Annotated in this window: 11 protein-coding genes; 6 read left to right on the top strand and 5 right to left on the bottom strand. The window is 60.9% G+C overall.

Annotated features, from left to right (window positions below):
- Positions 1 to 46: 46 nt before the first annotated feature.
- The 3 genes from F8N62_RS22010 to F8N62_RS22005 all read left to right on the top strand — a co-directional run bounded on the left by F8N62_RS22010 (position 47) and on the right by F8N62_RS22005 (position 3,886).
- The gene (locus tag F8N62_RS22010; protein WP_150712655.1) at positions 47 to 1,336 is read left to right on the top strand and encodes a M18 family aminopeptidase; all 1,290 of its coding nucleotides are present in this window, start codon (positions 47 to 49) and stop codon (positions 1,334 to 1,336) included.
- A gap of 139 nt (positions 1,337 to 1,475) precedes the next feature.
- On the top strand, positions 1,476 to 1,652 hold the full coding sequence (locus tag F8N62_RS31545) for a hypothetical protein (RefSeq protein WP_191632415.1): 177 nt from the start codon (positions 1,476 to 1,478) through the stop codon (positions 1,650 to 1,652).
- A gap of 77 nt (positions 1,653 to 1,729) precedes the next feature.
- Positions 1,730 to 3,886 (top strand): mechanosensitive ion channel family protein, encoded by a 2,157-nt coding sequence (locus F8N62_RS22005; RefSeq protein WP_150712654.1) that lies wholly within the window; start codon positions 1,730 to 1,732, stop codon positions 3,884 to 3,886.
- Between the two features lie 216 nt (positions 3,887 to 4,102).
- Here F8N62_RS22005 and F8N62_RS22000 read toward each other — a convergent pair whose 3' ends face one another.
- The gene (locus F8N62_RS22000; protein WP_150712653.1) at positions 4,103 to 5,776 is read right to left on the bottom strand and encodes a DEAD/DEAH box helicase; all 1,674 of its coding nucleotides are present in this window, start codon (positions 5,774 to 5,776) and stop codon (positions 4,103 to 4,105) included.
- Positions 5,777 to 6,210: 434 nt separating this feature from the next.
- Between F8N62_RS22000 and F8N62_RS21995 the strand changes: the two genes are divergently transcribed.
- Positions 6,211 to 7,002, top strand: a complete 792-nt coding sequence (locus F8N62_RS21995; protein ID WP_150712652.1) for a crotonase/enoyl-CoA hydratase family protein — start codon at positions 6,211 to 6,213, stop codon at positions 7,000 to 7,002.
- A gap of 135 nt (positions 7,003 to 7,137) precedes the next feature.
- Here the strand turns inward: F8N62_RS21995 and F8N62_RS21990 are convergent, their stop codons facing one another.
- Positions 7,138 to 7,893: a spermidine synthase gene (locus F8N62_RS21990; protein WP_150712651.1), complete on the bottom strand. Its 756-nt coding sequence runs from the start codon at positions 7,891 to 7,893 to the stop codon at positions 7,138 to 7,140.
- A 136-nt stretch (positions 7,894 to 8,029) separates the two neighbouring features.
- Here F8N62_RS21990 and F8N62_RS21985 point away from each other — a divergent pair, with 136 nt between their 5' ends.
- Positions 8,030 to 9,376 carry a class II 3-deoxy-7-phosphoheptulonate synthase gene (locus tag F8N62_RS21985; RefSeq protein WP_150712650.1) on the top strand — a complete coding sequence of 449 codons (1,347 nt, stop codon included), beginning with the start codon at positions 8,030 to 8,032 and terminating at the stop codon, positions 9,374 to 9,376.
- A gap of 101 nt (positions 9,377 to 9,477) precedes the next feature.
- Here the strand turns inward: F8N62_RS21985 and F8N62_RS21980 are convergent, their stop codons facing one another.
- Both F8N62_RS21980 and F8N62_RS21975 read right to left on the bottom strand, forming a co-directional pair.
- Positions 9,478 to 10,707 (bottom strand): winged helix-turn-helix domain-containing protein, encoded by a 1,230-nt coding sequence (locus tag F8N62_RS21980; protein ID WP_150712649.1) that lies wholly within the window; start codon positions 10,705 to 10,707, stop codon positions 9,478 to 9,480.
- A 64-nt stretch (positions 10,708 to 10,771) separates the two neighbouring features.
- On the bottom strand, positions 10,772 to 10,987 hold the full coding sequence (locus tag F8N62_RS21975) for a DUF1127 domain-containing protein (RefSeq protein WP_150712648.1): 216 nt from the start codon (positions 10,985 to 10,987) through the stop codon (positions 10,772 to 10,774).
- Positions 10,988 to 11,083: 96 nt separating this feature from the next.
- Here F8N62_RS21975 and F8N62_RS21970 point away from each other — a divergent pair, with 96 nt between their 5' ends.
- Entirely contained in the window at positions 11,084 to 11,938 is an 855-nt protein-coding gene (locus tag F8N62_RS21970) for a LysR family transcriptional regulator (protein WP_150712647.1), read from the top strand.
- On the opposite strand, the gene F8N62_RS21965 is transcribed toward F8N62_RS21970, so the two are convergent.
- Positions 11,928 to 12,677 (bottom strand): sulfite exporter TauE/SafE family protein, encoded by a 750-nt coding sequence (locus tag F8N62_RS21965; protein WP_150712646.1) that lies wholly within the window; start codon positions 12,675 to 12,677, stop codon positions 11,928 to 11,930. The genes F8N62_RS21970 and F8N62_RS21965 overlap by 11 nt on opposite strands.
- Between the last annotated feature and the right edge of the window lie 102 nt (positions 12,678 to 12,779).

The following is a 12,779-nucleotide window of genomic DNA, read 5'->3' as shown; positions in this document are numbered from 1 at the left end:
CCGGACCAATACGTTAAACTGGCGCCACTGCTGTCTGGAGCTACTTATGCGCGAAGAGTTGAACCAAGGCCTGATCGATTTTCTCAAGGCCTCCCCTACCCCGTTTCATGCCACCGCCAGCCTGGTTCAGCGCCTGGAAGCGGCGGGCTATCAGCGTCTCGACGAACGCGAGACCTGGACCACCGAGGCCAACGGCCGTTATTACGTGACCCGCAACGACTCCTCGATCGTTGCCTTCAAGATGGGCCGTCACTCGCCGCTGCATGGCGGTATTCGTCTGGTCGGTGCGCATACCGACAGCCCGTGCCTGCGAGTCAAACCCCAGCCCGAACTGCAACGCCAGGGTTTCTGGCAACTGGGCGTCGAAGTCTATGGCGGCGCGCTGCTGGCCCCGTGGTTCGACCGTGACCTGTCCCTGGCTGGCCGCGTGACCTTCCGCCGCGACGGCAAGGTCGAGAGCCAGTTGATCGACTTCAAGGCGCCCATCGCGACCATTCCGAACCTGGCCATCCACCTCAATCGTGAAGCCAACATGGGCTGGGCCATCAATGCCCAGACCGAACTGCCGCCGATCCTCGCGCAATTTGCCGGCGACGAGCGCGTGGACTTCCGCGCCGTGCTGACCAATCAGCTGGCGCTGGAACATGGCCTCAACGCCGACGTGGTGCTCGATTACGAGCTGAGTTTCTACGACACCCAAAGCGCGGCGGTCATCGGTTTGCATGGCGATTTCATCGCCGGTGCGCGCCTGGACAACCTGCTGTCGTGCTACGCCGGCCTGCAAGCCTTGCTCACGGCTGAAACCGACGAAACCTGCGTGCTGGTTGCCAATGACCACGAAGAAGTCGGCTCCTGCTCGGCGTGCGGCGCTGACGGCCCGATGCTGGAGCAGACGCTGCGTCGCCTGTTGCCCGAAGGTGACGAATTCGTCCGGACCATTCAGAAATCTCTGCTGGTTTCAGCAGACAATGCCCACGGCGTTCACCCGAACTACGCCGAAAAGCACGACGCCAACCACGGCCCGAAACTCAATGCCGGCCCGGTGATCAAGGTCAACAGTAACCAGCGTTACGCCACCAACAGCGAAACCGCCGGGTTCTTCCGCCATCTGTGCATGGCCGAAGAAGTGCCGGTGCAGAGCTTCGTGGTGCGCAGCGACATGGGCTGCGGATCGACGATCGGCCCGATCACCGCCAGTCACCTGGGCGTACGCACCGTGGACATCGGCTTGCCGACATTCGCCATGCACTCGATCCGCGAACTGTGCGGCAGCCACGACCTGGCGCACCTGGTCAAAGTGCTGAGCGCGTTCTACGCCTGCCAGGAACTCCCGTAACCCTGTAGGAGCTGCCGCAGGCTGCGATCTTTTGATTCTGACTTAAAGATCGCAGCCTTCGGCAGCTCCTACCTGCATCCCCACGATGCCCAATAGACACCTAGACTTACATCATCCCTTTCGACAAGGTAGTCGCTCCATGATCACGATGTCTTCGTTTCACGCCATGCTGATCCCGATTCTGAGCGGGATGATCCTGCTGGCCATCGGCTTCAATTTCCGCGACAAGAATGCCGGTGTGTTCGCCATGTGGATCGGCATGCTGACCATCCTCGCCACGGTGGTTTTCAAGATCCTCGCCAAACTCAACGAATAAATCCTCGCCCCGGCTCGCATTGATTTTGGCGGGCTCGTACACTCGGTCGATCCGCTCCTTTGAAGGTTGACCGCCTAGTGTTCGCTCGTCTTTTCGCCCTGCCGTCTCTTTTCCTCGTCTGCCTGATGACGCTGCTACCGCTGGCGCCGGCCCAGGCAGCCGGTCTGCCGAGCCTGCTCAGCGGCTCCGCAAAAACCCAGCCCGAAGCGCAAGAACCTCTGGGGCAGTCCCTGGACGAAGTCATCAAGTCGCTGGAGAACGACCAGCAACGATCGAAATTGCTCGCAGACCTGAAGAAACTGCGCGACGCCACCAAGAAAGCCCAACCCGCCGCCGAACAAGGCGTGCTGGGTCTGATTGGCGGCACCCTGGCGACGTTCGAGAAACAGTTTTCCGGCGCCGACAGTCCGCTCACGCGCTGGTCCGACGAGTTCAATCTGGCCAGGGACGAACTGACAGCGCTGGCACTACCGGTCAATGAATGGCTGCCGATGATCTTTGCCTTCGCGATGATTCTGATGGTCTGGAGCCTGCTGGCCGCCGCGTTGATCTGGCTCGGGCACCGGGTGCGGATGCGCTTCGGCCTGACCGAGGAACTGCCGCAACACCCCAAGGCCCTCGACATGCTGCGCTTTGCCCTGCGCAAACTCGGTCCATGGCTGATTGCGCTGGTGATCACCGTGTACATGAGTTACGCCTTGCCCTCGTCACTGGGCAAAAGCCTGGCAATGGTGCTGGCCTATGCGCTGGTGGTCGGCACGTGTTTTTCGGCGATCTGCGTGATTGCCTTTTCCCTGCTGGACGGTCCGCACCGCCACCGCGCCTTGTACATCCTGCGCCATCAGGCCTTTCGGCCGTTGTGGCTGATCGGCAGTTTCGCCGCTTTCGGCGAAGCCTTGAGCGACCCGCGACTGGTTACCAGCCTCGGCACTCACCTGGCGCATTCCGCTGCCACCGTGGCCAACGTGCTGGCGGCGCTGTCCACCGGACTGTTCATCCTGCGTTTCCGCCGCCCCATCGCCCACTTGATCCGCAACCAGCCGCTGTCCCGACGCCTGACCCGCCGCGCGCTCAGCGACACCATCGATATTCTCGGGACCTTCTGGTACGTGCCGGCGCTGGTGCTGGTGGCCATTTCGCTCTTCGCCACGTTCGTCTCCGCCGGCGATACCAGCACCGCGTTGCGCCAGGCACTGATCTGCACCGTGTTGCTGGTGCTGTGCATGGTCATCAACGGCCTGGTGCGCCGTCATTCGCTGAAACCGCAACGCGGGGTGAAGCGTCATGCGCTGTATTCAGACCGCTTGAAAAGCTTCTTCTACACCCTCGTTCATTTAGTGGTGTGGCTGGCGTTCGTCGAACTGGGGCTGCGGGTCTGGGGCATGTCGCTGATTGCGTTTACCGAAGGCGAAGGACATGAAGTCAGCGTCAAACTGTTCAGCCTCGGCGGCACCCTGATTTTTGCCTGGCTGATCTGGATTCTCAGTGACACCGCCGTGCACCACGCCCTCACCCGTTCGCGCAAAGGCCTGGCCAATGCCCGCGCACAAACGATGATGCCGCTGATCCGCAACGTGTTGTTCGTGGCGATTTTCATCGTCGCGCTGATCGTCGCCCTGGCGAACATGGGCATGAACGTCACGCCACTGCTGGCCGGTGCCGGCGTGATCGGTCTGGCCATCGGTTTCGGCGCGCAATCGCTGGTGGCCGACCTGATCACCGGGCTATTCATCATCATCGAAGATTCGCTGGCCATCGACGACTACGTGGATGTCGGCGGTCACCTCGGCACTGTCGAAGGGCTGACCATCCGCACGGTGCGCCTGCGGGACATCGACGGCATCGTTCACACCATCCCGTTCAGCGAGATCAAAAGCATCAAGAACTACTCGCGGGAATTCGGCTACGCGATCTTCCGCGTGGCGATCCCCTCGAACATGGACATCGATAACGCGATCAAACTGATGCGCGACGTCGGCCAGAAGATGCGCACCGATCCGCTGCAGCGCCGCAACATCTGGTCGCCGCTGGAGATCCAGGGCGTCGAAAGCTTCGAGTCGGGCAACGCGATTCTTCGCGCCCGATTCAAGACCGCGCCGATCAAGCAGTGGGAAGTGTCCCGCGCCTTCAACCTGTCGCTCAAGCGCCATCTGGACGAAGCCGGCTTCGACCTGGCGACCCCACGCATGAGCGTGCAAGTGGTCACAGCGGGTGGCGGCCCGGCCACGGAATAACCCGCCCCTTGTAGGAGCGAGCTTGCTCGCGATGGACGTTCAGCCACCGCGCTCATTCAGGCAGCGCACGTAATCGTTCACGACCATCGCGAGCAAGCTCGCTCCCACAGGGTTCGCGGCAGTCGTGGGATGGGCAGCGCTCACAAAACGCAGGCAAAAAAAATCCCCGAACCAGTCGGGGATTTTTTATGTTCGATCAATCAGCCCGGGAGCGGATCAATCTTCGCGATAGCGACGCAGCTTCAACTGCTTACCGGCAACGCGAGTGTCCTTCAGCTTGGTCAGCAGACGCTCCAGACCATCTTCCGGCAGCTCGACGAGGCTGAAGCTGTCACGCACCTGGATGCGACCGATGGCTTCACGCGCCAGACCACCTTCGTTGAGGATCGCGCCCAGCAGGTTTTTCGCAGCGATACCATCACGCGCACCCAGCGCGGTACGGCAACGAGCACGGCCTTCGGCCAATGGAACCGGAGCACGACGCTCACGATCACCACGGTCCGGACGGTCGCCGGTACGCTCTGGACGATCGCCACGCGGTGCATTGTTCGGCACCAGTGGACGTTCTTTCTCGATGGCAGCCAGGGTCAGCGCCTGAGCGTTGGTGGCCTTGCGCAGCAAAGCAGCGGCGAGTGCACGCGGAGTGCAACCGATGTCGGCGGTCAGGCGATCGAGCAGATCACCGTGAGTCGATTCGGCATCGCCAACCAGCGGCGACAGGCTGTTGGTCAGTTTCTTGATGCGGGCATCGAGAACAGCCTGAGCGTCCGGCAGGCGGACTTCAGCAACCTTTTGACCGGTTACACGCTCGATCACTTGCAGCATGCGGCGCTCACGCGGAGTCACCAGCAACAGTGCACGACCTTCGCGACCGGCACGGCCAGTACGGCCGATACGGTGAACGTAGGACTCAGGATCGTACGGCATGTCAACGTTGAACACGTGAGTGATGCGCGGAACGTCCAGGCCACGAGCAGCAACGTCGGTCGCCACAACGATGTCCAGGCGGCCATCCTTGAGGGAGTCGATGACGCGCTCACGCTGGTTCTGGGCAATGTCACCGTTCAGCGCAGCGGCTTTGTAGCCTTTGGCTTCCAGGGCGCTGGCCAGGTCCAGGGTCGCTTGCTTGGTGCGCACGAACATGATCAGGGCGTCGAAGTCTTCGACTTCCAGCAGGCTCAATACAGCCGAGGTCTTCTGGTCAGCGTGAACCAACAGGTGAGCCTGTTCGATCGCGGTAACGGTCTGGGTCTTGGTCTGGATCTTCACGTGTTGCGGATCGCGCAGATGGCGCTCGGCAATGGCACGGATCGACTGCGGCAAGGTGGCCGAGAACAATACGGTCTGACGGGTTGCAGGCAGAGACTTGAAGATGACTTCCAGGTCGTCCATGAAACCCAGTTTGAGCATTTCGTCGGCTTCGTCGAGAACCAGGTGGTTCACGGTCGACAGGACTTTTTCGTCGCGACGCAGGTGGTCACACAGACGGCCCGGGGTGGCGACAACGATCTGTGCGCCGTTACGGATTGCTTTCAGTTGTGGGCCCATAGGCGCGCCGCCGTAAACGGCCACAACGGTAACGCCTGGCATTTGCTTGGCGTAGGTTTCGAAAGCGGTTGCTACTTGCAGCGCCAACTCACGGGTTGGCGCCAGGATCAGGGCTTGCGGTTCGCGCTTTGCAGGATCGATGCAATGGAGAATTGGCAGTGCGAACGCGGCGGTTTTACCCGTACCGGTTTGCGCCTGACCGATCATGTCCTGGCCGGCCATGATGATCGGGATCGATTGCTGCTGAATAGCCGAAGGCTCTTCGTAGCCAGTCGCGATGACGGCTGCAAGAATGTTCGGATTAAGATTAAAAGCGGCGAATCCGCCGGTTTCCTGGGTCATGGGTCTGCCTCTAAGTGCATCCGCAAAGACCCATGCTCCAAAGCTGCGCATGCCGTGTAAGACTCAAGAGTCGCCCTGGCAGCTTTGTCGGCGGGGATTTGCGAAAACGAATGAATGAAAAAGATTCGTCAAGGGAGAGTCCGCTGTGCGGACGTGCAGCCGAAGCTGACTTCGGGGAATTGCGCTACCTAAACGCGGCCCGGTTAAAGGCCGGCGCGCACTATACCGGAATTTGCCCAAAAAGGGAGCATTATTTGTCGGAAAACTGACGGATACACCGTTGTGTCACAGGCTTTGCGGATAATCGTGCAACGGTCTATTTTTCAAAGGCCCGGCCCTGCTGGCGATGGCGCTAAAACGGTTCATCGTGGTGACGCAAATCTGCACGCTGACCTGTCCCTTCCACCCCCCCTTCCCTCCCGAGGAGTTGCGCCATGAACCAGCCCGCTTGCAGTCGCGTCACCCGTGAGCGCCACGGCCACGTTTTAATGATCGGCCTTGATCGGGTGGCGAAACGCAACGCCTTCGACCTCGACCTGCTCAACGCGCTGAGCCTGGCCTACGGCGAGTTCGAGGCCGACAGCGAGGCGCGGGTGGCGGTGGTGTTCGCTCATGGCGAACATTTCACCGCCGGGCTCGATCTGGTCAGCGCCAGCGCAGCCCTGGCCGAAGGCTGGCAGGCGCCGCCCGGGGGGTGTGACCCATGGGGTGTGTTTGCCGGGCCGAGGGTCAGTAAACCGGTGATCGTCGCCGCGCAGGGCTATTGCCTGACCATTGGCATCGAGCTGATGCTGGCCGCCGACATCAACCTGTGTGCCAGCAACACCCGATTCGCCCAGAAAGAAGTGCAGCGCGGGATTTTCCCGTTTGGCGGCGCCACGCTGCGCCTGCACCAGGTAGCCGGCTGGGGCAATGCCATGCGCTGGTTGCTGACCGGGGATGAGTTCGATGCGCATGACGCGTTGCATCTGGGCCTGGTGCAGGAAGTCATGGCCAGCGAAGACCTGCTGCCGCGAGCGATGGAACTGGCCGAACGGATCGCCCGGCAGGCGCCACTGGGGGTTCGGGCCACGTTGATGTCGGCGCGACAGGCGCGCTATGAAGGGGAAACCGCGGCGGCGCTAGGGTTGCCGCCGTTGGTGAAGAAGTTGTTGGCGAGTGAGGATGCCAAAGAGGGCGTGCGGTCTCTGATCGAAAAGCGACCGGGAGTTTTCAAAGGCTGCTGAGCCATTTGTCACACCCATCACCGTGTAGGAGCTGCCGAAGGCTGCGATCTTTTGATCTTGCTCTTTTGGCGTCTTCAAATGCGCTGTAAATCAAGATCGAAAGATCGCAGCCTTCGGCAGCTCCTACGGGTGTTATCAGGTAGCCGGGCGAATCGCCTTGATCAGCGACTGCAATGAGTAGCCCAACTGCGGTGCCAGCCCTTCGGCACGCGCAATCAACCCCTCCATGTCCAACTCCTGATCCAGCTCGGAAGGCACGATCAGAATCACGTTGCCCTCCTTCACCGGCAGTTCCCAATAATGCCGGTGATACAGCCCGCGCAACAACGCCGCGCCCAACGGTTTGCCGTCGTCGGTGGCCCATTGATTGATCACCAGCCAGCCGCCCGGATTCAGGCGTTTCTGACAGTTTTCCAGAAAGCGCCAGGCCAGGTGCCCGACACCCGGGCCAACATCGGTATAAAGGTCGACGAAAATCAGGTCGGCCGGCTCGGCAGTGTCCAGCAACTCCAGCGCATCGCCAACGCGGATATACAATCGCGGATCATCATCCAGCCCAAGGTATTCGATGGCCAGGCGCGGCACGTCGGGACGCAGCTCGATGGCCTCGACGTCTTCCAGCGGCAAAAACTTCAGGCACGCCTGGGTCAGCGTGCCCGCACCGAGGCCGAGGAACAGCGCACTTTCCGGCTGTTCGTGGCACAACGCACCGATCAGCATCGCGCGGGTGTAGTCGTACTCGAGCCAGCTGGGATCAGCGGTAAACACGCAGCTCTGTTCGATGGCATCACCGAACTCGAGAAAACGGTAATCGGCCACTTCCAGCACGCGGATCACGCCGAACTCGTCCTGTACCTCGGCGAGCAGATGCTCGACGCGCTCCTCAGTCATTTCGTCTCCAGATCGTTGCCGGCCGCGCCGCAACATAAAGCGGCAAAGGCGCAATTGTCCGCGAAGCGACGGGAACAGGTCACGCACTAATTTGCTGATAACATGGCCGTCCGAGCGTAAAACAACCGAGACCGTGATGAGCCAACCCTGGAGCCCTGACAGCTGGCGCGCCCTGCCGATCCAGCAACAACCCCACTACCCCGACGCTGCGCATTTGCTGCAGGTCGAGCAAACCCTGGCGAGCTACCCGCCGCTGGTGTTTGCCGGTGAAGCCCGGGAGTTGCGCCGTCAGTTTGCCGAAGTGACCCAGGGTCGCGCGTTTCTGTTGCAGGGCGGCGATTGCGCCGAGAGCTTCGCCGAGTTCTCCGCCGCGAAAATTCGCGACACCTTCAAAGTACTGCTGCAAATGGCCATCGTCATGACCTTCGCCGCCGGTTGCCCGGTAGTCAAGGTCGGGCGCATGGCCGGCCAGTTTGCCAAACCGCGTTCGGCCAACGACGAAACCATCAACGGCGTGACCCTGCCGGCCTACCGTGGCGACATCGTCAACGGCATCGGCTTTGATGAGAAAAGTCGCGTGCCGGACCCGGAGCGCCTGCTCCAGTCCTATCACCAGTCCACCGCTACCCTGAACCTGCTGCGTGCTTTCGCCCAGGGTGGATTTGCCGACCTGCACCAGGTGCACAAGTGGAACCTGGACTTCATCGCCAACTCGGCACTGGCAGAAAAATACAGCCACCTCGCCGACCGCATCGATGAAACCCTGGCCTTCATGCGCGCCTGCGGCATGGACAGTTCGCCGCAACTGCGCGAAACCAGTTTCTTCACCGCTCACGAAGCCCTGCTGTTGAACTACGAAGAAGCCTTCGTGCGTCGCGATAGCCTGACCAACGATTACTACGATTGCTCGGCGCACATGCTGTGGATCGGCGACCGCACCCGTCAGCTCGACGGTGCCCATGTCGAATTCCTGCGCGGTGTGAACAATCCGATCGGGGTCAAGGTCGGCCCGAGCATGAATCCCGAAGACCTGATTCGCCTGATCGACGTGCTCAACCCGGACAACGATCCGGGGCGCTTGAACCTGATTGCGCGGATGGGCGCGAACAAGGTCGGCGATCATTTGCCGGCGTTGATCCGCGCGGTGCAGCGCGAAGGCAAGCAAGTGCTCTGGAGTAGCGACCCGATGCACGGCAACACCATCAAGGCCAGCAGCGGCTACAAAACCCGCGACTTTGCGCAGATCCTCGGCGAGGTGAAGCAGTTCTTCCAGGTTCACGAGGCGGAAGGCACCTATGCCGGTGGTATCCACATCGAAATGACCGGGCAGAATGTCACCGAATGCATCGGTGGCGCACGGCCGATTACCGAAGACGGGCTGTCGGACCGGTATCACACCCATTGTGATCCGCGGATGAATGCGGATCAGTCGCTGGAACTGGCATTTCTCATTGCCGAAACCCTGAAGCAAGTGCGACGGTGAATGTAGGAGCTGCCGAAGGCTGCGATCTTTTGATTCTGATTTGATTCGGGACCGCAAAAAGATCGCAGCCTGCGGCAGCTCCTACACGCGAATGCGTCAGCTCAATCACCATCGAATTGCGCCAATGCCACCCGCAACCGCCCCGCACTCTCCCGCTGACAATTCAACTGCACCCGTTCCAGCCCCAGCCAATCCGCCATCCGCCGCAAATTGCCCGCCAGCGCCAGCATCCCTTCGTCATCCAGCCCCGGTTCCTCTTCATGAACCGCATGAACCGCCAACCTGCTCAACACCCGCTCGGCACGCAAATCCACCCGCGCCGCAATCCGTTCATTGTGCAAAAACGGCAATACGTAATAGCCATAAACCCGCTTGTCCGGCGGCGTGTAAATCTCCAGCCGATAGCGGAAATCGAACAACCGCTCGGTGCGGCTGCGCTCCCAGATCAATGAATCGAAGGGTGACAGCAGCGCACTCGCTTCAACCTTGCGCGGCACTGTCGGATCGGGAAGACAAAACGCTGGTTGCCGCCAACCCTGCACGTCGCAGGTCACCAACTTACCCGCCTCGACCAGTTCCGCGAGACGCGGACGCGCATCGCCGGGGCTCAGGCGAAAGTAGTCACGCAGGTCCTTTTCAGTCGCTACACCCAAGGCCGTCGCGGCATGCAGCAACAGGCCACGTTGGGCCTCGGCCTCCGGGAGCAATGGTTGCTGGAGAATCGCCGAGGGAATCACCCGTTCCGGCAAATCATACAGCCGCTCGAATCCGCGGCGTCCGGCCACTGTCACTTCACCGGCGGCAAACAGCCATTCCAGCGCATGCTTTTCCGCACTCCAGTCCCACCATGGCCCGGCCCGTTCCTGACGGGTCGAAAGACTGCCGGCACCCAACGCACCCAGTTCCTGAACCGAGGCCAACACCCGGCGAATGACGTCCTGTTGTTCACGCCCGAAACGCGCCAGTTGCTGATAGATGTCCTCGCCTCGACTGGCGCGTGCCATGCGCCAGCGCATCAACGGGTACATCGACAATGGCAGTAACGAGGCTTCGTGCCCCCAATACTCGAACAGCGTGCGTCGCCGGCCCGAACTCCAGGCAGCCTGGTCAAGCACGGCGTGTGAGTAGTTGCCGAGACGGGAAAACAAGGGAAGGTAGTGCGAACGCACCAGCGCATTGACCGAATCGATCTGCAGAATGCCCAGCCGCTCGATCAGACGATTGAGCTGAAGCGCTTTTATCGTTGCTGGCGGCTGGCGCCCGTTGAACCCTTGGGCGGCCAGCGCCAGGCGTCGAGCCTGTTTGAGGGAAAAGGACAGCGTTGCGGGCATGAGCATCTCCTTGTCTGCTCGCAACCTACCTCACCGGGAGACGGTTTGTGTAGTTGTGGGTAACTCATTTGTGCATCGGGTCATCCCAGAATGGGCGGATGCTTTCGTGCTCGACATCCGCACGACTGAGCCCGATGTCCTTCAACGCTTCGTCGCTCATGCCCGCCAGCAATTCGCGCTCACGGTGCAGCTCGTACCAGCGGCTGATCTTGTGCAACAAATCGGACACGACGTGGATGGAATGTTTTTCGACGTCGACATAGCCTTTTTGACCTTTCATCTTGTTGCCCTCCGTTTGGGATGGCTCAAGTGTCGCGCCGGGGCTAAGATCAATCCAACGAATGTTTCTGATGCAACACATCTCGGAGATTGATGAATGTCCGCCTACCCGAGTATCGACACCGACGTGCTGCGCACCTTTGTCGCCATCGCCGATCAGGGCGGTTTTACCCGCGCCGGTGAGTTGGTCAACCGCACGCAATCCGCCGTGAGCATGCAAATGAAGCGGCTGGAAGAGGACGTGTTGCAGCGTCAGTTGTTCCAGCGCGATGGCCGGCAGGTGCGACTGACCGCTGAGGGCCAGGTGTTGCTCGGTTACGCCCGGCGCATCCTGAAATTGCACAGCGAAGTGTTCAACACGCTGCGCGAGCCGCACATGGTCGGCACGGTTCGAATCGGCACGCCGGACGATTACGTGATGCGTTTTCTGCCGGGAATTCTGCGGCGCTTTGCCCAGTCGTATCCGCTGATCCAGATCGAGGTTCACTGCGAATCATCAAAACAATTGCTGCTGCGTCAGGACCTCGACTTGTCCATCGTCACCCGCGAGCCGGGCAACGAGATCGGCCAGTTGTTGCGCAAGGAACGCTTTGTCTGGGCCGAGGCGCAATGTTTCAGTGTTCACGAGCAAACGCCGTTGCCGCTGGCGATGTTCAACAGTGACTGTTTCTGCCGGCTCTGGGCCTGCAACGCGCTGGACGCCATGGACCGTGATTATCGCGTTGCCTACAACAGTTCCAGCCTGTCGGCGATCATGGCGGTGGTCAGTGCCGGCCTGGCCATCACCGCGCAACTGGAAAGCCTGATCACCCCGGACTTGCGCATTCTCGGTGAAGCCGAGAACCTGCCGGTGTTGCCGGAGGCGAGCATCATGCTGCTGCGCAACTTGCACAACCCCTCGCCGATCACCGAATGCCTGGCCGAACACATCGTCGAAGGCTTCAAACTTTAAAGGCGAGCATCACCGCGCACAGCACCAGGAAGCCGCAGAACAAGCCGCGCAACAGCCGCTCCGGCAAGGCGTGGGCAATCTTCACGCCCCAACTGATGCTCAGCAGGCCACCCACCGCCAACGGCACGCCGATCATCCAGTCCACTTGATGATGCACGGCATACGTCACTAGCGTGACGCCGGTGCTGGGCAACGCCAGTGCCAGCGACAAACCCTGAGCAACCACCTGGGTGGTGCCGAACAGACTGGTCAGCACCGGCGTCGCCACCACTGCCCCGCCCACGCCAAACAATCCGCCCATGGTCCCGGACGCCGCGCCGAGCACCCCCAGCCACGGCCACGAGTAATTCATCTGCGTAGACGCCGGCGCTTTGGCAGAAAACATGCGCAGCAGGTTGTAGGCCGACAGTGCGACCAGGAAGGCGACAAATCCGATGCGCATGGTTTGCGCGTCAATGCCCACCGCCCAGATAGAACCGATCCAGGCAAAACAAAACCCCATCGAGGCCAGCGGCAATGCGTGGCGCAATTCAATCTTGTTGCGCTGGTGATAGCGCCATAACGCCAGCATGACGTTGGGAACCACCATCACCAGCGCCGTGCCTTGTGCAATCTGCTGGTCAAGACCAAACAACACGCCCAGCAACGGAATGGCGATCAAACCGCCACCAATGCCGAACAACCCGCCCAGGGTGCCGAGCGCTGCGCCGAACACCAGGTACATCAAAAACTCAATCACGGTCGAATTCCTATCCTTTCAGGCCCCTCATCCTACGCAGTCGAGGCTGGCGGGGAAACGCACAGCAACGCACAATGGCTGTGCCAACTTTGCACAAGCAAC

Origin of the sequence: Pseudomonas fluorescens (assembly GCF_902497785.1) — a bacterium.
GTDB classification, from domain to species: domain Bacteria; phylum Pseudomonadota; class Gammaproteobacteria; order Pseudomonadales; family Pseudomonadaceae; genus Aquipseudomonas; species Aquipseudomonas fluorescens_BO.
Note: the sequence above shows the minus strand (reverse complement) of the source record. Positions and strands in the feature narration are given on the sequence as shown.